General features: G+C 70.8%; 19 protein-coding genes. 6 read left to right on the plus strand and 13 right to left on the minus strand.

From position 1 onward, the window contains the following. Positions 1-9: 9 nt before the first annotated feature. The 12 genes from ACFOD9_RS05020 to tsaD form a co-directional block, all read right to left on the minus strand. On the minus strand, positions 10-1,491 hold the full coding sequence (locus tag ACFOD9_RS05020; RefSeq protein ID WP_379508985.1) for a UDP-N-acetylmuramoyl-tripeptide--D-alanyl-D-alanine ligase: 1,482 nt from the start codon (positions 1,489-1,491) through the stop codon (positions 10-12). Then, on the minus strand, positions 1,488-2,954 hold the full coding sequence (locus tag ACFOD9_RS05025; RefSeq protein WP_379508986.1) for a UDP-N-acetylmuramoyl-L-alanyl-D-glutamate--2,6-diaminopimelate ligase: 1,467 nt from the start codon (positions 2,952-2,954) through the stop codon (positions 1,488-1,490). The genes ACFOD9_RS05020 and ACFOD9_RS05025 overlap by 4 nt, the downstream gene beginning before the upstream one ends. Next, positions 2,951-4,660, minus strand: a complete 1,710-nt coding sequence (locus ACFOD9_RS05030) for a peptidoglycan D,D-transpeptidase FtsI family protein (protein ID WP_379508987.1) — start codon at positions 4,658-4,660, stop codon at positions 2,951-2,953. Before ACFOD9_RS05030 ends, ACFOD9_RS05025 begins: the two co-directional genes overlap by 4 nt. Next, positions 4,660-5,532: a hypothetical protein gene (locus ACFOD9_RS05035; RefSeq protein ID WP_379508988.1), complete on the minus strand. Its 873-nt coding sequence runs from the start codon at positions 5,530-5,532 to the stop codon at positions 4,660-4,662. The genes ACFOD9_RS05030 and ACFOD9_RS05035 overlap by 1 nt, the downstream gene beginning before the upstream one ends. After that, positions 5,529-6,479, minus strand: coding sequence for a 16S rRNA (cytosine(1402)-N(4))-methyltransferase RsmH (gene rsmH / locus ACFOD9_RS05040; protein ID WP_379508989.1), 951 nt, complete (start codon positions 6,477-6,479; stop codon positions 5,529-5,531). The genes ACFOD9_RS05035 and rsmH overlap by 4 nt, the downstream gene beginning before the upstream one ends. Continuing rightward, positions 6,476-6,991, minus strand: coding sequence for a division/cell wall cluster transcriptional repressor MraZ (locus ACFOD9_RS05045; protein WP_379508990.1), 516 nt, complete (start codon positions 6,989-6,991; stop codon positions 6,476-6,478). The genes rsmH and ACFOD9_RS05045 overlap by 4 nt, the downstream gene beginning before the upstream one ends. Before the next feature lie 447 nt (positions 6,992-7,438). Continuing rightward, positions 7,439-7,762: a hypothetical protein gene (locus ACFOD9_RS05050; RefSeq protein WP_379508991.1), complete on the minus strand. Its 324-nt coding sequence runs from the start codon at positions 7,760-7,762 to the stop codon at positions 7,439-7,441. A gap of 75 nt (positions 7,763-7,837) precedes the next feature. After that, entirely contained in the window at positions 7,838-8,830 is a 993-nt protein-coding gene (locus ACFOD9_RS05055) for a cysteine synthase A (RefSeq protein WP_379508992.1), read from the minus strand. Between the two features lie 81 nt (positions 8,831-8,911). After that, a complete protein-coding gene (locus tag ACFOD9_RS05060) occupies positions 8,912-9,484 on the minus strand; it encodes a hypothetical protein (protein WP_379508993.1) in 573 nt (190 codons plus the stop codon). An 85-nt stretch (positions 9,485-9,569) separates the two neighbouring features. Next, on the minus strand, positions 9,570-11,063 hold the full coding sequence (locus ACFOD9_RS05065; protein ID WP_379508994.1) for a lipopolysaccharide biosynthesis protein: 1,494 nt from the start codon (positions 11,061-11,063) through the stop codon (positions 9,570-9,572). After that, positions 11,060-12,079: an NAD(P)H-dependent glycerol-3-phosphate dehydrogenase gene (locus tag ACFOD9_RS05070; RefSeq protein WP_379508995.1), complete on the minus strand. Its 1,020-nt coding sequence runs from the start codon at positions 12,077-12,079 to the stop codon at positions 11,060-11,062. The genes ACFOD9_RS05065 and ACFOD9_RS05070 overlap by 4 nt, the downstream gene beginning before the upstream one ends. Beyond that, positions 12,076-13,128: a tRNA (adenosine(37)-N6)-threonylcarbamoyltransferase complex transferase subunit TsaD gene (gene tsaD, locus ACFOD9_RS05075; RefSeq protein ID WP_379508996.1), complete on the minus strand. Its 1,053-nt coding sequence runs from the start codon at positions 13,126-13,128 to the stop codon at positions 12,076-12,078. The genes ACFOD9_RS05070 and tsaD overlap by 4 nt, the downstream gene beginning before the upstream one ends. A gap of 46 nt (positions 13,129-13,174) precedes the next feature. Here tsaD and hemC point away from each other — a divergent pair, with 46 nt between their 5' ends. Genes hemC through ACFOD9_RS05090 form a run of 3 tightly spaced genes read left to right on the plus strand, consistent with a single transcriptional unit; the run spans position 13,175 to position 15,830 of the window. Beyond that, positions 13,175-14,122, plus strand: coding sequence for a hydroxymethylbilane synthase (gene hemC, locus ACFOD9_RS05080; protein ID WP_379508997.1), 948 nt, complete (start codon positions 13,175-13,177; stop codon positions 14,120-14,122). Further along, on the plus strand, positions 14,119-14,838 hold the full coding sequence (locus ACFOD9_RS05085; protein ID WP_379508998.1) for a uroporphyrinogen-III synthase: 720 nt from the start codon (positions 14,119-14,121) through the stop codon (positions 14,836-14,838). Before hemC ends, ACFOD9_RS05085 begins: the two co-directional genes overlap by 4 nt. Positions 14,839-14,864: 26 nt before the next feature. Further along, positions 14,865-15,830, plus strand: coding sequence for a hypothetical protein (locus tag ACFOD9_RS05090; RefSeq protein ID WP_379508999.1), 966 nt, complete (start codon positions 14,865-14,867; stop codon positions 15,828-15,830). A 10-nt stretch (positions 15,831-15,840) separates the two neighbouring features. Here ACFOD9_RS05090 and ACFOD9_RS05095 read toward each other — a convergent pair whose 3' ends face one another. Continuing rightward, a complete protein-coding gene (locus ACFOD9_RS05095; RefSeq protein WP_379509000.1) occupies positions 15,841-16,041 on the minus strand; it encodes a DUF1737 domain-containing protein in 201 nt (66 codons plus the stop codon). Positions 16,042-16,219: 178 nt separating this feature from the next. Between ACFOD9_RS05095 and ACFOD9_RS05100 the strand changes: the two genes are divergently transcribed. The 3 genes from ACFOD9_RS05100 (at position 16,220) to feoB (ending at position 19,921) form a co-directional block, all read left to right on the plus strand. Next, positions 16,220-17,605 carry a peptide MFS transporter gene (locus tag ACFOD9_RS05100; protein ID WP_379509001.1) on the plus strand — a complete coding sequence of 462 codons (1,386 nt, stop codon included), beginning with the start codon at positions 16,220-16,222 and terminating at the stop codon, positions 17,603-17,605. Positions 17,606-17,792: 187 nt separating this feature from the next. Next, the gene (locus ACFOD9_RS05105; RefSeq protein WP_379509002.1) at positions 17,793-18,071 is read left to right on the plus strand and encodes a FeoA family protein; all 279 of its coding nucleotides are present in this window, start codon (positions 17,793-17,795) and stop codon (positions 18,069-18,071) included. Beyond that, positions 18,068-19,921: a ferrous iron transporter B gene (gene feoB / locus ACFOD9_RS05110; protein WP_379509003.1), complete on the plus strand. Its 1,854-nt coding sequence runs from the start codon at positions 18,068-18,070 to the stop codon at positions 19,919-19,921. The genes ACFOD9_RS05105 and feoB overlap by 4 nt, the downstream gene beginning before the upstream one ends. Positions 19,922-19,980: the final 59 nt, after the last annotated feature.

Below are 19,980 nucleotides of genomic sequence, written 5' to 3' on the forward strand. Positions count from 1 at the left end.
GGCTGCCCGTTATCCCTTTCTGGCCTGACCGTGTTCGCCGAGCAGCGTCTCGACCAGCTTGCCGAGACCCACCGAATTCGAGCCCTTGACCAGGATCGCGTCGCCGCCTTCCAGGCCCAGTTCCGCCAGCGCGGCAATCGCCCCGGCGGTATCGCGGCAATGGGCGAAGGCCAGCCCTTTGCCAAGCGCGGCCCCGCCCGATTTCCCCAGTTCGTCGGCCAGGGCGCCCATCTCGTCGCCCACCAGGATCGCCTGGTCCACCCCGGCCGCCGCGAGCGGCCCGGCCAGTTCGGCATGGAAGGCCGGGCCGTGATCGCCCAGCTCCTTCATCGCCCCCAGAACGGCGATGCGGCGGCTGGCCGGCGTCGCGCCCAGTTGCGCCAGGGTGGCCGCCATCGAGGCCGGATTGGCGTTGTAGCTTTCATCGATCAGCAGCGCGCTGCCGCCATCGGGCGTGGGCAATTCGTGCCGCGCGCCGCGCCCCTTCATGCCGGCCAGTTCGCCCAGCGCGAGGCCCGCCGCGCCCAGGTCGCCGCCGGCCGCGCGCACCGCCGCCATCACCGCGAGGCTGTTGGTCACCCAATGCTCGCCGGGCGCAGACACGGTATAGCACATCCGCCGATCGCCCATATCGATGGTGACGAGCGAGCCGCCGCCCGGCGCCGGCACCGCATCGAGCAGCCGCACGTCGGCGTTCTCGCCCCGCCCGAACGAGACGACCTCGGCCCGCACCAGCAGGGCGGCGGCGCGCAGGCGGGCAAAATGGGGGCTGTCGGCGGGGATCACCGCCACGCCGCCCTGCTCCAGCCCGCGGAAGATCTCGGCCTTGGCGTCGGCGATGGCCTCCTCGCTGCCCAGGTTCTCGATGTGGGCGGGGGCGATCGTGGTGATCAGGGCCACCTGCGGGCGCACCTGGCGGGTCAGCGCATCGATCTCGCCCGCGTGGTTCATCCCCATCTCGAACACGCCATACCGGGCGCCGGCCGGAGTGCGCGCGAGGCTCAGCGGCACGCCGACATGGTTGTTGTAGCTCTTCACCGAACGGTGCGCCCGGCCGTGGCTGCTGCGATCGAGCGCGGCGAACAGCGCCTCCTTCACGCTGGTCTTGCCGACCGATCCGGTAACCCCGATCACCACGCTGGTCGCGGCCAGCCGCGCGCGCGCCGCCGCGCCCAGCCGTTCGAGCGCCACCGTGGTATCCTCGACCAGGATGTGATTGCCCGCGATCCGGCGGTCCACCACGGCCGCCGCCGCGCCCCTGGCGAAAGCACCTTCAAGGAAGCGGTGACCGTCCATCGTCTCGCCCTTCAGGGCAAAGAACAGGTCGCCTTCCACCACGTCGCGGCTGTCGATCTCCACGCCGGCCACCTGGAACGGCCCGCTGGCCACGCCGCCACAAGCCTCGGCCAGCTCATCCGAGGTCCACAGGGCCAGCGGCCAATCGTCGAAGGCATCGTCGGGCCATGGGATGAGGGCGGCGGCAGCGTTCATGACAGCGCGAATTCCCTGGCTACGGCAACATCGTCGAACGGCAGCACGCGCATCTCCGTGCCGCGCCCCACGATCTGCCCCTGTTCGTGACCCTTGCCTGCGACGAGAACGACATCGTCCCGCCCGGCTTCCCCGATGGCGGCGGCAATGGCCTCGCGCCGCTCCCCGATCTCGCGCGCTCCCGGACAGCCGGCAAGCACCGCCTTGCGGATCTCCGCCGGATCTTCCCCGCGCGGATTGTCATCGGTGACGATCGCCATTTCGGCCCCGGCCGAGACAGTCCGGCCCATTTCGGGCCGCTTGCCGGAATCGCGATCCCCGCCCGCTCCGAATACCACGATCAGACGCCCCTGCACATGGGGCCGCAGCGCCGAGATGGCCGCGTCGAGCGCATCGGGGGTATGGGCATAGTCGACATAGACCGGCGCGCCGGCGCGCGTGATGGCGGCACGTTCCAGCCGGCCGCGCACCGGTTGGAGCCGCTCCAGGGCGGCGAGGGTCTGAGCCGCCTCGCCGCCCGTGGCGAGCACCAGACCGGCCGAAACCATCGCGTTCGCGGCCTGGTAGGCTCCGATCAGCGGCAGGTTGACCGTGTGCTCCGCCCCATCATGGGCAATCTTCAGGACCTGGCCGAGCTGGCCGGGGGAGCGGGCGAGAAGGCGGAGCGTGTCCCCCTTCTCGCCCACGGTGAGCAGGCGTAACCCCCGTGTCCGCGCCCGCTCGGTCGCCGCCGCCGACCACTCGTCGTCGGCCCAGAGCACGGCGGCGCCGCCCTCTTCCACCACCTCGGCGAACAGGCGCATCTTGGCGTCGAAATAGTCCGCCATGGTCGCATGATAGTCGAGATGGTCGCGGCTCAGGTTGGTGAAGGCGCCGGCCGCCACCCGCAGCCCTTCGCTGCGGTATTGCGACAGGCCGTGGCTGCTGGCCTCATAGGCCACGTGGGTAACCCCCTCGCGGGCAAGACCGGCCATGTTGGCAAGGAAGGTGACGATGTCGGGCGTGGTCAGCCCGGTGGACTGGCTGCCATCGGGGGTGGTGACACCGAGCGTGCCGATCGAGGCGGCGGACAGCCCGGCCATGCGCCAGAGCTGCCGGGTCATCTCCACGGTGGAGGTCTTGCCGTTGGTGCCGGTCACGGCCACCACCGTTTCGGGCACCGGCGCATAGAACGGCGCGGCGAGGCGGGCGAACAGGCGGCGCGGGTTGGCGTCGGCGATATGCACCGCGCCCGTGCCTTTGATCAGGGGCCAGGCCTCGGGCCGCGCCACCACGGCCACGGCGCCGGCCTGGATCGCGGCGGAAATGAAGTCCTCGCCGTTGACCGTGGCGCCCTGGAAGGCGCCGAACACGGTGCCCGGGGCCACCTTGCGGTTGTCGATGGCAAAGCCGGTCACGTCGCGCCCGGCCGCATCGGCGGGCAGGGCAATCCCCGCCGCTTCGGCCAGGGTGCCCAGCTTCATTCCCCGTCCCCGTTGCCGATCAGCGGCGCGAGATCGGAAATGTCCACGTCGCGGCTGGCATCGGGCATGACCCCCAGCAACGGCCCGATGCGCGGCACGACCCGGCCCACCACCGGCGCCGCGTTCCAGGCCGCCGTGCGCTGGCCCGAGGTGGCCACCGTGCCCTGCGGCTCGTCCATCATCGCGATGACCACATAGCGCGGCTTGTCCATCGGGAAGGCGGCGGCGAAGGTGGTGATGAGATTGGTGCGCTGGTAGCCGTGGGCGCCGGGCTTTTCAGCCGAACCGGTCTTGCCGCCCACCCGGTAGCCCGGCGCATCAGCCTTGCGGCCCGTGCCCACCGAAACGATCATCCGCAGCAACTGGCGCATCCGGGCCGAAGTGCTGGCCTGCCAGATGCGCTTGCCGGCCGGAACCTCGCCGGGCGCCAGCTTGCGGAGCGTGGCCGGACGCCAGACCCCGCCATTGACGAGAGCCGCATAGGCCGAGGCCAGGTGCATCGGGGTCAGCGCCAGGCCATGGCCATAGGACACGGTCATAGTGGTGATCCGCGCCCAGTCGCCGCGCGGCCAGATCGGGAAGCCGGCGGGCAGCTCGATGTCGGGACGGCGGTTGAAGCCCAGCGCCTGCATGGTCGCCTTGAGCCTGGCCCCGCCAAGCTGGTCGGCCACCTGGGCGGTGACGATGTTGGAGGAATGGATCAGCGCTTCCGGCACGTTGAGGCTGGCGCCAAAGCTGTGGCTGTCATGGATGGTGAAGCCGCCGATCTGCAGGGCATTGGCCGGATAGCGCCTGGCCATGTCGGTCACCACGCCGGCCTCGATCGCTGCGGCCACGGTGATCGGCTTCATCACCGAACCCAGCTCGTAGACCTGGTTGGTCACCCGGTTGAAGATGTTCGGCACCGATTGCTGGTCGATCAGGTTGGGATTGAACGAAGGCAGCGAGGCCAGGGCCAGGACTTCGCCGGTATCCACGTCGAGCACGATCCCGCCCGCGCCCCGGGATGCCGAAAGATGCATCCCCTTGAGCAGCTCGTCCTCCAGCGCGCCCTGCACCCGACTGTCGAGCGAAAGCACCGCCGGGGCGCCGCGCGCGGCCGGATCGGTCAACTGCTTGTCGAGCACGGCCTCCATGCCCAGCCGGCCATGGCCATTGGTGGCGACCAGGCCCAGCACGTGGGCCGCCATCGAGCCTTGCGGATAGTAGCGTTCGCTCTCGCGCGGGAATTCCAGCGCCGGTTCGCCCAGGAGGTGGATGCGGTTGGCATCTTCCGGCATGATCCGGCGGCGCAGGTATTGCGGCTTGCCCGAGGCCAGCCGGGCCGCAAGCTTCGCCTGGTCCTCGTCGGGGAAGATGCGGACCAGCGCGGCGGCGACCTCGGCCGGACTCTTGACCAGGGCCGGGCCATCGCCCAACGCCTTGGGATTGTACCACAGCGAATAGGCCGGGAAGGCCCGCGCCAGCGGCACGCCATTGCGATCGACGATCTCGCCGCGCGGCGGCAGGCCGATCGCCCGGCCATCGTCGCTCTCGCCCGAAAGGCCCAGCCAGGCGATCCGGAACAGCGCCACCACGCCGATGAAGGTGAAGGCAGCCACCACCAGCCAGACCCGCACCTTGGCGACGAGGAGCAAGCGCTGGCGGACGTTGACGAGCTGCACCCGCCCCGAAGAAATCGCGGTCGAGACGGTGAGCGAGGTCATTATTCGATAGCTACCCTGTCAGACTTGCCGGGACGCGCCTTGCCCGCCCCCTTGACCGCGACCTTGACGGCGACGTGGACCGCCTTGGGCGCGCCGGCCTTTTGTGCAGCCGCCTTGGCCAGCTTCGGATCGGCCACCTTCGCCGGTTTTGCCTGCTTCGGTTCCGCCCTGGCTTGCTTCGGATCGGCTTTCGCCGCCTTCGGATCGGCCTTGGCCGGCTTGACGGCCGCCTTGGCCTGCTTCGCGGCGGCCGGCTTGCCGGCCTTGGCATCGCTGCCCGCCACCTTGCGATCAATCACCTTGCGGTCAATCGCGCGGGGCGACTTCTCCACGTGGGCAAGCTGCTCGACGTGCGAAAGCCGCTCGGCCAGGCTTGCGCCGGTGCCAGAACCCGTGGCGCGCTCGGCCAGCCGTTCGGGTTTCGCGGCCACCCTGGCCGCCTTCGCCTCGCCCGTCGGCGCGGCGCCGAGCGCCTTGCCGGTCAGCGGGTTGACCATGGCCGGCAGTACGGTGGCGGCGGCCGGCGAGGCCTCGGCGGCGGCCACCCGGATCATCGCCGGGGCATCGGGGCCGCGCGGCTTGCCAAGGTCGGCCAGTTGGCGTTCGCTCTCCAGGTATTGCCCGGCGGTCGGCGCCTGGTAGCCGAATTCGACCTCGTTCAGCGCAGTCAGCTGCTGCTGGTTGGCGCGGGTCTCGAACTCGGTTTCCAGCAGGCCGTTCTCGGCTTCGAGCTGAGCGATGTGCCGCTCCGTCAGGCGCACCTGGCTCCGCACCGCGTTGACCCGGAACGACAGCGCCAGGGTCAGCGCGAAGGCCACGGCCAGCACCACAGCCCAGCCGATCGAGCGTGCGTGGGAACGGGTAAGCATCATGCCGCCCTCCTGGCCGGGGTGCCGGTTCGCGTCGCGCTCCGCAAAGTGGCCGAACGGGCGCGGGGGTTGAAGGTCAGTTCGCCCTCGGACGGACGAATACCCTTGGAAACGTGTGCAAAAGTCGGCGCCTGGCCGCTGCCCTGCTGGGGCAGGTGGCGCGAACCGGCCGGAGTCGCCCCGCTCGCCTCGCGCAGGAACTGCTTGACGATCCGGTCCTCCAGGCTGTGGAAGCTGACCACCGCCAGCCGCCCGCCCTCGCGCAGCAGCAGCTCGGCCCCGGCCAGGGCGCCGCGCAGCTCCTCCAGCTCGGCATTCACGTGGATGCGGATCGCCTGGAACGAACGGGTTGCCGGGTCCTTGGGCTGGCCCGGCTTGTAGCCCAGCGCGCGGCGGATCACCGTGGCCAGCTGCCCGGTGGTTTCCAGCGGCCGGGCAGCCACGATCGCCCGGGCCACCCGGCGCGACTGGCGTTCCTCGCCATAGGTGTAGAGCACGTCGGCGATGGCGCTCTCGGCGGCGGTGTTGAGGAAATCGGCCGCGCTCTCGCCTTCCTGGGCCATCCGCATATCGAGCGGGCCATCGGCGGCAAAGGCAAAGCCCCGGTGCGGCTGGTCGAGCTGCATCGAGGAGACGCCGATGTCCATGACCACGCCATCGACACTGGCCACGCCCGCTTCCGCCAGGGCGGCGACCATTTCGGAAAAGCGGCGCGGATGCAGCACCAGCCGGGGCGGTTGCTCCTGCGTTTCAGGCCACTTGCAGCCGGCCGCGATCGCATCGGGATCACGGTCGAAGGCATGGACCGTGGCCCCGGCATCGAGCAGGCGGCGGGTATAGCCGCCCGCCCCGAAGGTCGCGTCCACGATCAGGCTGCCGGGTGCCGGCGCGAGGGCGGCGATCACCTCGTCGATCAGGACGGGGATGTGGGGGGCCGGGGCGCCGCTCATTTCTTCCCCCTGGCGAGCGCCTGCCCGGCCAGGTCCTCGCAGGCAAGCTGGGCGTGGCGCCAGTCGGCCTCGGGCAGCTTCATCAGTTCGGCGGGATTGAAGATGAGGAATTCCGCGCCCGCGCCCTGGAAATAGAGCTGCTCGCCGATCGCGGCACCCTTCACGAAGCGCGGCGGCAGGACGAAGCGGCCGCTATCGTCGAACGGAACCTTGAGGAAACCGAACAGCTGCGAGGAGCGCACCTGCCGGTTGAAGGCCGCGCCGCGGCGCAGGGCGTTTTCCTCCTCGCGGTCGAGCAGGTCGTCCAGCTCGGCCTCGCGGCCCAGGCCAAAGGCGATCAGGCAGGGAAAGTCGGGATGCAGCTGGAGGCACAGCTCCTTGCGGACGCCGCCGGCCGCATCGGTGCCGGATTCCCTGAGCGCCTTGCGGAAGTCGGGCGGCAGCACGAACCGGTCCTTCTCGCCTTTCAGCGAGAAGCCCTGCCCGTTGAACCTGACTCGTTTGCCCTCCAAGTCCCCGCCCCTGCCCGGGTTGCCGAAAGCGGAAAATGCAAAAGCCCCCTCCGGCCGCAGCAGATGCGACCGGATGCCGTGCCTGCAACGCGCAGGCCCTTTCACCTTTCCGATGGACCGCAGGCATAACCCGCCTCGCGCCGGGATGGAAGGGAATTTTGCGGGAAATTGCGGGAAACCGCGTTCCAGAGCCCAAAATTCCGCTGCAAATCGGGGACAAGCCGGGACAAGCAGCGATACACCCGCTTGCCCCGGGGCGCTCATCCAGGGGCAAGATCGATCATGAAATGATGCAATTACAGTGGCTTGAGTGATAATCGCTCACCCCATCCCGCAGTTTCCCCGAAAGCCGCCGATCCTGCGCCGACCGGGCAATTCGCGGGGACGCGCGCCAGGCTCCGCGAATCCGCGGCTGGCGGCGCCCGGCAGCCGGGAATCAGCGGGGAATCAGCGGTTCGGGGCGGCCTGCGGGGTGCGGGCGGCGTCGGGCGAGGGAATCACCCCGATGTCGGCCAGCGGATCGCTTTTCGGGCTGGCCGTGGACGAGGCCACGCCGGCTGCCGGCGGCAGGGTGGATTCGGCCATGCGGGCGCGTTCCATGATGATGCTGGCCAGGGCCACCAGCAGCAGCATCGCGGCGAGGCCCAGCAGGCCCACCTGCAACCGGTGCACGGCCTGGGCGCGCAGTTCGCGCGCGGTCGGCGGCACGAAGTGCTGCGGAGCGCTACCCCCGTGCTGACCCGGAAGGCTGATGTTCGGCCTGGTTGCCATTGCGACCTGAAATAGTCACATTTGCGCCAAGCTGCAACCCGGGCGCGACCGGCGGCCTTTCCCGGCCTGGCCGCCTCACGCCAGCCAGGGAAATACCGGCAGCCCCTTGGAGCGCAGCCACTCGGCATTCCACAGGCTGGAGAGATAGCGAAAGCCGGTGTCGCACAGGATCGTGGCCACGCGCTTGCCCGATCCGAGCTGGCGGCCCAGCGCCACCGCGCCGGCCACGTTAATGCCCGAGCTCAGGCCCAGGCACAGCCCTTCCTCGCGCAGCAGCCGCGAAACCCATTCCAGCCCTTCCTCGTCGGAAATGCGGAACTGGGTATCGATCGGCGCGCCTTCGAGGTTGGCGGTGATCCGGCCCTGGCCAATGCCTTCGGCCACCGAGGTGCCCTCGGCCTTCAGTTCGCCGTGGGCATAGTAGTTATAGAGCGCAGCACCATGCGGGTCGGTCAGCGCGATGGTCACCTCGGGATCGAAGGCCTTGAGGCCAAGGCCTACCCCGGCGATGGTCCCGCCGGTGCCGGCCGCGCAGGTGAAGCCGTCGATCCGCTGGCCCATCTGCTCCCACAGCTCGGGCGCGGTGCTTTCGATGTGGGCCTTGCGGTTGGCGATGTTGTCGAACTGGTTGGCCCAGATCGCCCCGTCGGTCTCCTCGGCCAGGCGCCGCGAAGTATGGACGAAATGCCCGGGGTTGGAAAAGGGCGCCGCCGGCACCAGCACCAACTCGGCCCCCAATGCGCGCAGCGTGTCCATCTTCTCGCGCGACTGGGTCTCGGGCATGACGATGATCGTCTTGTAGCCCAGTGCATTGCCGACCAGCGCGAGGCCGATCCCGGTATTGCCCGCCGTGCCTTCGACAATGGTCCCGCCCGGCTTCAGCACGCCGCGCATTTCGGCATCCCGCACGATCCACAGCGCGGCCCGGTCCTTCACCGAAGCGCCGGGATTGGCGAATTCGCACTTGCCCCAGATCTCGCAGCCGGCCGCCTCGCTGGGGCCTTTGAGCAGGACGAGCGGGGTGTTGCCGATGAGGTCGAGCGTGGAAGGAACGGCCGGTGCAGTCATGCTCGCAGAGCTAGGCGTTGGCGGCGGCGCCCGCAAGCGGGGAGTGGCGCAAGGTCCACCACCGATCCCCGGCCAGCCGACCTAGAGCTTGCCGAACCTGGCCTCGTAGGCGGCCTGGTCGCCCGCGGCGAGAAGCTGCGCCTGCTCGATCCACTTGTCGCGCGCCGGACGGCCGGCGAAGGCACCCAGCTGGCCATCGACCCCGGCGAGGTCCACCTCGCTCCAGGCGGCGATCTGGGCAAAGCTGGTCACCCCCAGCTGGGCCAGCAGGGTGGCGAGTTTGGGACCGACGCCCTTGATCCGGGTCAGGTCATCGGCTGGGTGGCCGGGCTGTTCGGGGCGATCGGGCAGGCCCGGCGCCACTTCCGCCGCCCCGGCATCGGCCGCTTCTTCCTGCACGGCGGCGGCGATCACCTCGGCCACGCCGCCCAGCGTGCCGGCGGCGGGCGGGATCGACCAGGCCGCGCTGGCCGCCGGGGCCGCGTCGATCAGCGACTGGTTGCGCGCCGCAGGGGCCGCGCCCTCGTCCAGAACGTCGGGCCGGCGCGACCGCTCGACCGGACGGGCGGCCCGGCTGAACAGCCACCAGGCTACCAGCAGGGCCAGCACCACAACCACGGCCAGCACCGGCCAGTTCTGTTCAAGCTGCTGCATCACCGGCGCTCCCCTTCATCGGCATCCTGAATCACCCCCGGCGCATACCGCAATGCGCCGGTGGCGAGAAGTGGCCAGCCATTGCCTAGCCCGGCGCCACTTCCTTGCGGAACAGCACCCGGTCCTCGGGGCCGAAGCCCTTGTGCCACAACATCCACACGTAGATCCCCAGGATCGCGGGAATGCCCAGCGCCATCATCGCCCATTCGGGCAGGAGCGTGCGCGCCGCCGCGCCCACGGCAATGGCCGGGACCACTGCCCAGGCCAGCGCCCGGCGGAAATTGTTGATCGGCTTGCCCAGCACCCGCGCCAGCAGCCGCGCCTTCAGCACCGAGGCGGTCGCCAGCGAGAACATCAGCGCCGCCGCCGCCGCCGCGATCCGCCAGCCGTCATCCCACCCGGCATCGCGCACCAGCACGATGCCGCCCACGGTGAGCAAGCCCTGGAGCAGGATCGTCAGCAGCGAGAGCACGAAGTTCTGGTAGCGCGCCACATAGACCAGCGCCGCCTCGCTCACCACCGCGGTCGCGGCCACGACTTCGGCCACCAGCAGGAAGGTGAGAGCGCCGGTGCCCTTGACGAAGTCCGGCCCGCCCAGCCCCATCAGGCCAGTGCCGGGAATGGCCAGCGCCAGCGCGATGCCGGCCTGGGCGGCGGTGATCCAGAAGCCCACCTGGCAGACCTGCCGGGCAATGGCGCCGAAGTTCTCGTCGCGCACGTTGCGGGTGATCACCGGGCCGAGCACCGGCTCGAAGCTGGTCTTCAGTTTCTGCGGCAACGAGGCGAACTGCTGGGCGAAGAAATAGATGCCCAGCGGCGCCTCGCCCACGAAGAAGCGCAGGATGAACACGTCGAGCTTGCGCGTGCCCCATTCGACCGCGTCGGCCCCGGCCAGCGGCAGGTTGCGATGAGCGATCCGGGCGAGGTGGCCGGGAGCCGGCATCCACCCGCGCGGCGCGCCATAGGACCGCGCCAGCGCCACCAGCGCCACCCCGGTCGCCGCGCCGACCGAGATCAGGTAGGCCAGCGAAAGCCCGCTTTCCGGCACGATGAAATAGAGCGCGCCGGCCGAGAGCGAGAGCGCCCAGGGTTCCACCACGGCCCGCGCGCGCACGGTGGTCGCCACGTCGAAGCGATAGGCCAGCGCGGCCAGGGCCAGGTCGCCCATGGCCAGCAGCCATACCGCGCTGGCCAGCATCACATCGGCGCGCGAAAAGTTGCCCTTAGGGAACATCGCCTGGGGGAACAGGTAAAGCAGCGCCATGGCGCCGGCCGAAAACAGCGTGGAGAGCAGCAGGGCATCGGCCACGACATGGGCGGGATGCTCCTTGTCCTCGGCCAGCCGGGCGGCAAGCCCGCGCTTCTGGCCCAGCGTGGCCAGCATCCCGGCGAATTCCACCATGACCAGAGCCGAGGCGAACCGCCCCATCGCCGCCGCGCCATAGAGCCGGCTGGCGATGAACAGGAACGGGATGCGCGCCACCAGCCGCAGCAGGAAGCCGAAGAAATTGGTCCGCCCGCCCTTGGCGAGCGCGGCGATATCGGCCTTGTTCTCGGCATCGGCCGCCGCGGTGGTCACGCGCCGCCGCCCTGTTCGGCCCGCAGCGGACGCGCCAGCAACTCGGCCACGACCGCCCCCGCGCTCGCCTCGCCCCTGAGCAGGCGGTTGACCGCAGTCACGATCGGCATGGCGATGCCTTCGCGGCTCGCCAGTTCAGCGAGAACCGGCGCGGTATGGGCGCCCTCGGCCACGCTGGCCTTGCCGGCCAGCGCCTCGGCCGCGCTCAACCCCTCGCCCAGCGCCTTGCCGAGCGAGAAGTTGCGGCTGGAGGTGGAGGAGCAGGTGAGGACAAGATCGCCCAGCCCGCACAGGCCGGCCAGCGTTTCCGCCTTCGCGCCGCGCGCCACGCCGAAGCGCAGCATCTCGGCATAGCCCCGCGCGATCAGCGCGGCCCGCGCGTTCTGGCCCAGCTTCAGCCCGTCGACCACGCCGCAGGCGATGGCCAGCACGTTCTTCACCGCGCCGCCGATCTCGGCCCCGGTGACATCGTCGGAATAATAGGGCCGCAGCATCGGGCGCGAGATCGCCGGGGCCAGCCGCGCCCACTGGCTCTCGCCCCCGGCGCAGGCCAGCGTCACCGCGGTGGGCAGGCCGGCGGCGACTTCATGGGCGAAGGTCGGGCCGGACAATACGGCAAGGTTCGCGCCGGGCGCGGCATCGCGGGCCACGTCGGCCATCAGCCGCCCGCTCCCCGCCTCGATCCCCTTGGCGCAGAGCACCAGGTCACGCGGGCCAGCGGGCAGGTCGGCCAGGACGGAGGCGAGGAACTGCGCCGGGGTCACCACCAGGAGGACCGGCAGCCCGGCCAGTTCGGCGAGGTCTCCGGTGGCGCGGATCGTTTCGGCAAGGCGCGCGCCGGGCAGGTAGAGGCCATTGGTGCGCGCGCCGTTGATTTCGGCCACCAGTTCCGGCTCGCGCGCCCAGATCAGCGCCTTGCTGCCATCGCTGGCCATGGCCTGGGCCAGGGCCGTGCCCCAGGCGCCCGCGCCGATCACGCCGATCATCCGGCCATCCTGAGCTTGCCCACCAGTCATGCCTTCACCCCTGCCCCGCGCACCGGCGCCGCCTCGGGATCGAGCGGCCAGCGCGGCCTTGCCGGGAAATCCAGCGGATCGGCCACGAAACCCGGCGCGGCCAGCCGTTCCAGACCGGCCCAGGCGATCATCGCCGCATTGTCGGTGCACAGCGCCACCGGCGGCGCGACGAACCGCAGCCCGCGCTCCGCCGCCAGTTCTTCCAGCGCCAGACGGATCGCCCGGTTCGCGGCCACCCCGCCGGCCACGACCAGCGCGGTCACTTCGCCGGCCACGTCCAGCGCCCGGCGGCTGCGGTCGATCACGCAGTCGATCGCGGCCTGCTGGAAGGCGGCGGCGATATCGGCGGCGGCGTGGATGCCCGCCTCCTGCGCCCGCAGCACCGCGCTTTTCAGGCCCGCGAAGGAAAAGTTGGGATCGGCGCTGCCCAGCAGGGGCCGGGGCAAGGGCACGGCCTTCGCGTTGCCCGTCGCCGCCAGCCGCTCCACCGCCGGGCCGCCGGGATAGCCCAGCCCCAGGATCTTGGCGGTCTTGTCGAAGGCCTCGCCCAGGGCATCGTCGATCGTGGTCGCCAGCCGGCGATAGGCGCCCACACCCTCCACCCGCAGCAACTGGCAATGCCCGCCCGAGGCCAGCAGCAGCAGATAGGGAAAGGCAAGGCCCGGATCGGCCAGCCGCGGCGAAAGCGCGTGGCCTTCCAGGTGGTTGATCGCGATCAGCGGCTTGTCCGAAGCCATGGCCAGCGCCTTGGCGGTGACGAGGCCCACCATGACCCCGCCGATCAGCCCCGGCCCGGCCGTGGCCGCGATGGCATCAACATCAGCCAGGGTCAGCCCGGCATCGACCAGGGTCGCGGCCACCAGTGGAGCCACTCGCTCGACATGGGCGCGGGCCGCGATCTCGGGGACCACCCCGCCATAGGGCCGGTGGGCCTCGTCCTGCGAGGCGATGTGCTGCGCCACGATCTCGCGCGCGCCGCCCGCGCCAAGGCGGACCAGCGCGGCTGCGGTTTCATCGCAGGAAGATTCAATGCCGAGAACAAGGCTCATCTTCGCCTTTCCTCTAGCGAGAAAGCCGCCTAGCACAAGGCGCGCCATGACCCTTGCCCCATCGCATCCCCAGCCATCGTCCCCGCTGCGCCTCGGCACCCGCCGCTCGCCCCTTGCCATGGCCCAGGCCGAAGAGGCCCGCGCCCGGCTTTGCGCGGCCCACGGCTGGCCGCAAGAGGCGGTGGAACTCGTCCCCGTCACCGCCAGCGGCGACAAGGTGCAGGATCGTCCGCTGGCCGAAATCGGCGGCAAGGCGCTGTGGACCAAGGAGCTGGATGCCTGGCTCATGGCTGGCGAGATCGATTTCGCGGTCCATTCGGCCAAGGACGTCGAAACGCTGCGCCCCGCCGCCATCGCCATGGCCGCCGTCCTCCCGCGCGAGGACGTTCGCGACGTGCTGGTTGGCGCCGCCTCGATCCACGCCCTGCCCGCCGGCGCGCGGATCGGCACCAGCGCCCCGCGCCGCGCCGCGCAATTGCTCCACGCCCGGCCCGATTGCTCGGTCGTCCCCTTCCGCGGCAACGTCCAGACCCGCCTCGCCAAGCTGGCGGCGGGCGAGGCCGATGCCACCCTGCTGGCGCTCGCCGGACTGAACCGCCTTGGCCAGCACGGGGTGGGCCATCCGCTTGATCCCGCGCAGTGGCTCCCGGCCCCCGGCCAGGGCGCCATCGCCATCGAATGCCGCGCGGCCGACGATGGAACCCGCGCCCTGCTCAGCGCGATCGACCATGCGCCCAGCCATGCCGCGCTGCTCGCCGAACGCGCCCTGCTTGCCGCGCTGGGCGGCAATTGCCACAGCCCGGTCGCCGTCCTCACCCGCGCCGAGGCCGACAGCCTTGAAATGCACGCCGTCCTGTTCAGCCCAGACGGGGCCGAGCGGACCGCTCTCGAACTGGTCTTCGCCGCTGCCGATGCCAGCGGCCCCGCGCGCCTGGCCGAAGCACTGCTCGCCAGCGCGCCCGAGGCGATCCGGGTCCACTTCGCCCCGGCATGAGCCAGGCCGGCGCCGAACCCGGCGGCCTGCCGCTGATCGTCGTCCGCCCGGAGCCGGGCTGCGGGGCCACGGTGGCCGCCGCGCGCGGCCTGGGCCTTGATGCCCGCGCCTTTGCGCTGTTCGCAATTGCGCCGGTGCCGTGGCCAGCGCCAGACCCGGCGGATTTCGACCTCGTCCTTGCCGGCAGCGCCAATGTCTTTCGCCACGGCGGGCCGCAGCTGGCCGGACTGCGCGCCCTGCCGGTCCACGCCGTGGGCGAGACCACCGCCGCCGCCGCCCGCGCCGCCGGCTTCAACGTGGCCGCCACCGGCGCGGGCGGGCTTCAGCCGGTGCTCGCGGCCCTGCCTCCGGGAACCCGCGCCCTGCGCCTGGCCGGCGCCGAACGGATCGCGCTCGTCCCGCCGCCCGGCGTCACCATGGCCGAACGCACGGTCTATGCCGCCACGGCCCAGCCGCTGCCGCCCAGCCTTGCCGCCCTGCTCGCCGCGCCGGCCGTCATCGCGCTCCATTCCGCGCAAGGCGCCCGCCATGTCGCCGCAGAGCTGGATCGGCTCGGCCTCGCCCGCGCCCATCTTGCCCTTGCCACCATCGGCCCGCGCGTCACCGCCGCGGCCGGTCCGGGCTGGAAAACTGTCCTGACCGCGGAAAGGCCCGAGGATGCCACCCTGCTGGCGAAGGCGCACGACTTGTGCCAAACCGCGGGCACGACCGGTTGAGGACCCTGAAGGACGAACAGCCCGCAATGCCCGAAGACGTGTTCAGCGATGCTCTCCCGCCCCTGTCCAACCAGGCGCAGTCCGGTCATGTCCAGTCCGGCCAGACCGTGCCCCCCGGGGACCTGACCGCTCACGCCCTGCCCACGCGGTCCGCCCGGCGCGGCGCCGGCACGATCCTGCTCGGCCTGATCGTGGCCTTTCTGCTTGGTGCCGCCGGCTTCGCCTATGCCGCCTGGGAAGGCCTGATCCCCCTGCCCAACCCCGCCACGGCCAATCGCGCCGATCCTGTCCCGCTGGCCGCGCCGGTGCCGGCGGCCAGGCCCGCAGCCCCCGCCGCCGGGGCCGCGCCCGGTCCGCTCGCCAGCCAGCAGGACCAGCTTGAGGCCCGCGTTGCCGCGCTGTCGGCGCGGCTCGATGCGCTGACCGTCCAGGCCCAGGCCGCCTCGGGCAATGCCGGCCGCGCCGAAGCCCTGCTGGTGGCTTTCGCCGCGCGCCGCGCGCTCGATCGCGGGGCGCCGCTCAATGCGCTGGAGGACCAGCTGCGCCTGCGCTTCGGCGATACCCAGCCCCACGCCGTCACCACGGTGATCGAGGCCGCGCGCCAGCCCGTCACGCTCGACCAGCTCGTCGCCGGGCTGGACAGCCTGGCCCCCGGCCTCACCCAGGCACCCGCGCAGGACGGCACCTGGACCCGCATCCGCAAGGAACTGGCCGGCCTGTTCGTCATCCGCCGCGAAGCCACCGCCAGCCCGGCCCCGCAGACCGTGCTCGGCCACGCCCGCATCCTGCTCGAAGCCGGACGCACCGAGGAAGCGATCGCGGAAGTGGAACGTCTGCCGGGCGCTGCTGGCGCTGCCGACTGGTTCACCGCCGCCCGCCGCTACGACGATGCGCGCCGCGCGCTCGACATTCTGGAAGCCGCCGCGCTGATCGGCAATCCGGCGGCCCGGGCCGGGGCAACGCCCGCGCCCGCGCCGGCCCCCGCCACCTGAGCGGCGCCGCTCACTTCACCACGTCGGCCTCGTGCCACACCACGGCCTGCGCCGCCTTCATGCAATTGCTCTCGATGTCCCACGAGATCGACGGCGAGCCATAGAGCCGCCACCCTTGCGCCAGTGCCTCGGACACGCGCTCGCAGAAGGCGCGGTCGTCCTTGCCGGTGAGCAGGCGATAGATCGGGCGGTCCTCGGGGGTCTGGTGCATGGAACGAGTGTAGGACGAAGCCCGCCGCAGCGGCAAGCCTGCGCGGCTCCAGCCAACCGCCGCCCGGGGTGAGCGGGCCTGGCGATGCGACATAGCGGGAAAACGGCGGATCGGCCTTGCTCCCGCCCTCTCGCCCCTGCACATTCGGCGCCCGTCAGCCCCACAGCAAAGGCCGTGCATGGAAGCCGCCACCGACCGCTCGATCGTCTCCCCGCCCGCCGCCATGCCCGAAAAGTGGGGCCACCCGCGCGGCCTGTGGACCTTGAACGGCACCGAACTGTGGGACCGGATCAGCTTCCACGGCATGGTCGCCATGCTGGTCCTCTACATGACCGGCGATCTGCTCAAACCCGGCCGGATGGAGCATATCCTGGGTTTCGGCGCCTATCGCCAGTTCCTCGAAAGCCTGTTCGGCGCGGTCACCCCGGCGGCCATCGCCACGCAGACCTTCGGCCTCTACTATGCGGTCCTCACCTGCCTCCCGCTGGTCGGCGGCTGGCTGGGCGACAAGTTCGTCTCGCGCCGCTTCGCGGTCACCACCGGCGCCCTGACGATGACCGCGGGCCACTTTGCCATGGCTTTCGATGCCACCTTCCTCATCGCGCTTGCGCTGCTGGTCACCGGCGCGGGGCTTTTGCGCGGCAATCTAAAACCGCAGATCCGCGCGCTCTATCACGCCGGCGACCGGCGGCTGGCCGATGCCTTCCAGCTCTATTCGATGGTGGTGAACTTCGGCGCCTTCCTCGCCCCGCTGGCGAGCGGCGCTGTGGCCAAGTATTATGGCTGGCACGCCGGCTTCGCGGTGGCCGGGTTCGGGATGCTGATCGGCCTCGTCTGGTATCTTGCCGGATCGGCCCACCTGCCGCCCGATCCGCCCAAAGGCGTCCACGTCCACCGCGCCCCGCTCAGCCCGCACCAGAAGCGCGATATCCTGGGCTTGCTGGCGATGTGGCCGGTCAGCCTCGGCTTCTGGACCGCCCAGGCGCAGATCTGGAACGTCTACAACCTGTGGCTGCGCGATCACGTGCGGATGAGCGTGGGCACTTTCGCCGTGCCCGTCCCCTGGCTCCAGGCGCTCGATGGCCTCGCGCCGGCCGCCTACGTGCCCCTCGTCATCCTCCTGTGGCGCTGGCAGGCCCGGCGCGGGACCGAGCCGGACCTGTTCACCAAGATGGGGACGGGCTGCGTGATCTTCGGCCTGTCCACCCTGCTGCTCGCCGCCGCGCCGCTGTTTGCCGGGGCCGATGGCCTTGCCCCGCTGTGGCTTCCGGTCCTGTTCCACCTCGCCTCCAACTGGGGCGGGGCGTTCTTCTCGCCGGTCATGGAAACCTTCTATGCCGCCCGCGCGCCCGAACAGTGGCGCGGCTCGCTGCTGGGCATCGATGCGCTGTCGGTTTCCGCCGCATCGATCCTCAGCGGCACCATGGGTTCCTGGTACGAAACCACCACGCCGCCGGTGTTCTGGCTGGCCACGGCGGCCATCGCCGGGGCGGCGGGCGCCTATGTCCTGCTGGTGCGCGGCGCGATGCGGCGCTGGCTGGGGCCGGAAGCGGACCCGGCCTGAAGCGAACGGGGCCTGACTATCTGGCCCCGCCCGGCCGGCTCCGGTTGATCCCGATCAAGGCCCGCCCGGCCAGTCCTGCGGCATGGACAGGCCAGCCGCTGTCCCGCAAAGGGAAGCAAAGGGGGAGTCCTGCATTGCTTATTGAGAACCACTTGCAAATAGCTGCCGCTTGCGGCATCTGCGGTCGATGACCCTCGACCAGCTCCCCATCGGCAAGCGCGCGCGCATCGTCGCGGTGGATTGGACCCTGCTGGTCGATGAAGAGGCGCAGCGCCTGCGCGCCCTCGGCATCGATACCGGCGCCCGGGTCGCCCTTGCCCATCGCGGCGTGTTCGGCGGCCGCGATCCGCTGGCGGTGATGGTCGGCCGGATGACCGTGGCCCTGCGCCGGGTCCACGCCGCCGCCATGCAGGTGGAACCCGTGGCCGATAGCGCCCCTGCCGCCCCGGTCGGGGAGGCGGCATGACCAGGCTGCGTTCGGCCGCGCTGGTCGGCAATCCCAATGCAGGCAAGAGCGCGCTGTTCAACGCGCTGACCGGCGCGCGCCAGAAGATCGCCAACTATCCCGGCGTCACGGTGGAGCGCAAGAGCGGGCGGCTGGTCCTGCCCTCGGGCGAGCCGGTGGAGCTGACCGACCTGCCCGGCTCCTATGGCCTGCACCCCACCAGCCCGGATGAAGCGGTCACCGCCAAGGTCATCCTCGGCCAGTTCCCGGGCGAATCCGCACCCGAAGTGCTGGTGATCGTGCTCGATGCCTCGAACCTCGAGCAACACCTCGTCTTCGCCCAGGAGGTGATCGCGCTGGGCCGGCCCACGGTGGTTGCGCTCAACATGATCGACCTGGCCGAACGCGATGGCCTGGTGCTCGATCCCCAGGCGCTGGAAAAGGCGCTGGGCGTGCCGGTGATCCCCACCGTGGCAGTGCGCCGCCGCGGGCTGGACGAACTCGCCGCCGCCATCGCCGGGGCCGAGGCCCGCGCCGCCGCGCCCCACGCCGAACACCCCCGCCCGCACATCGACCTGACCGAACGCCGGCTCAGCGCCCATGCCATCGCCGAAGCCGCGATCGTCTCGGAAACCAGCCGCCACCGCCTCCACGCCCGGCTCGACAAGGTGCTGCTTGACCCGTGGATCGGCCCGCTGATCCTGTTCGCCCTGCTGTTCGTGGTGTTCCAGGCGGTCTTCGCCGGGGCAGCCCCCTTTGCCGATGCGATCAACACCGGGGTTTCCGCCCTTGGCGATGCGGTGCGCGCCGCCATGCCGCCAAGCCTCGCGCGCGATCTGCTGACCGACGGGATCATTTCCGGCGTCGGCTCGGTGGTGGTGTTCCTGCCCCAGATCGTCATCCTGTTCTTCTTCATCCTGGCGATGGAAGCCTCCGGCTACATGGCCCGCGCAGCCTTCCTGATGGACCGGATGATGGCCCGCGTCGGCCTCTCGGGCCGCAGCTTCATCCCGCTGCTGTCGTCCTTCGCCTGCGCCATTCCCGGCATCATGGCCACGCGCTCGATCACCGATCCCAAGGATCGCCTGACCACGATCCTGATCGCGCCGATGATGACCTGCTCGGCCCGCCTGCCGGTCTATGCGGTGATCATCGCCGCCTTCATCCCCAACCGCTCGGTCGGCTGGGGCGTGGGCCTGCAAGGGCTGGTGCTGCTGGCACTCTATGTCTCGGGGATCGTGGGCGCCATGGTCGTGGCGCTGGTGCTGCGCCGCTCGGTCACCAAGGGCGCGGCCTCGGGCTTTATCATGGAGCTGCCCAAGTACCAGATGCCCCGCATCAAGGACATGGCGATCGGCCTGTGGCAGCGCGCCTGGATCTTCCTGCGCCGCGCCGGCACGATCATCTTCACGGTCACCGTGGTGCTTTGGCTGCTGCTCAATTTCCCCCGCGCGCACGAAGGGCAGAACCAGGTCGATGCCTCCTTCGCCGGGCACATCGCCAATGGCCTTGCCGTGGTGGTCGAACCGATCGGCTTCAACCGCGACATGGCGCTTTCGCTGATCCCGGCCATGGCCGCGCGCGAAGTGGCGGTGTCCTCGCTGGCGACGACCTATGCGGTCCAGGCCGCCGACGACAACGCCGGCTCGCAGCAATTGGGCGAACGTCTGCGCGGCAGCTGGACCCTGCCGATGGCGCTGGCCTTCCTCGCCTGGTTCGTCTTCGCGCCCCAGTGCATGAGCACGATCGCCGTCACCCGGCGCGAGACCAATGGCTGGAAATGGCCGGCCTTCATGCTCGCCTACCTGTTCGCCCTGGCCTACGTCGCGGCGGGCGTGACCTACTGGAGCGCGGTGGCGCTGGGGCTCTAGGGTCCGTACTCAATAAGGTTGCGCGGGAGGCTGTTGGCTGATTCAAGGTGTCCGAGGAG

The organism is Novosphingobium bradum (assembly GCF_042646485.1).
Classification (GTDB): Bacteria; Pseudomonadota; Alphaproteobacteria; order Sphingomonadales; family Sphingomonadaceae; genus Novosphingobium; species Novosphingobium bradum.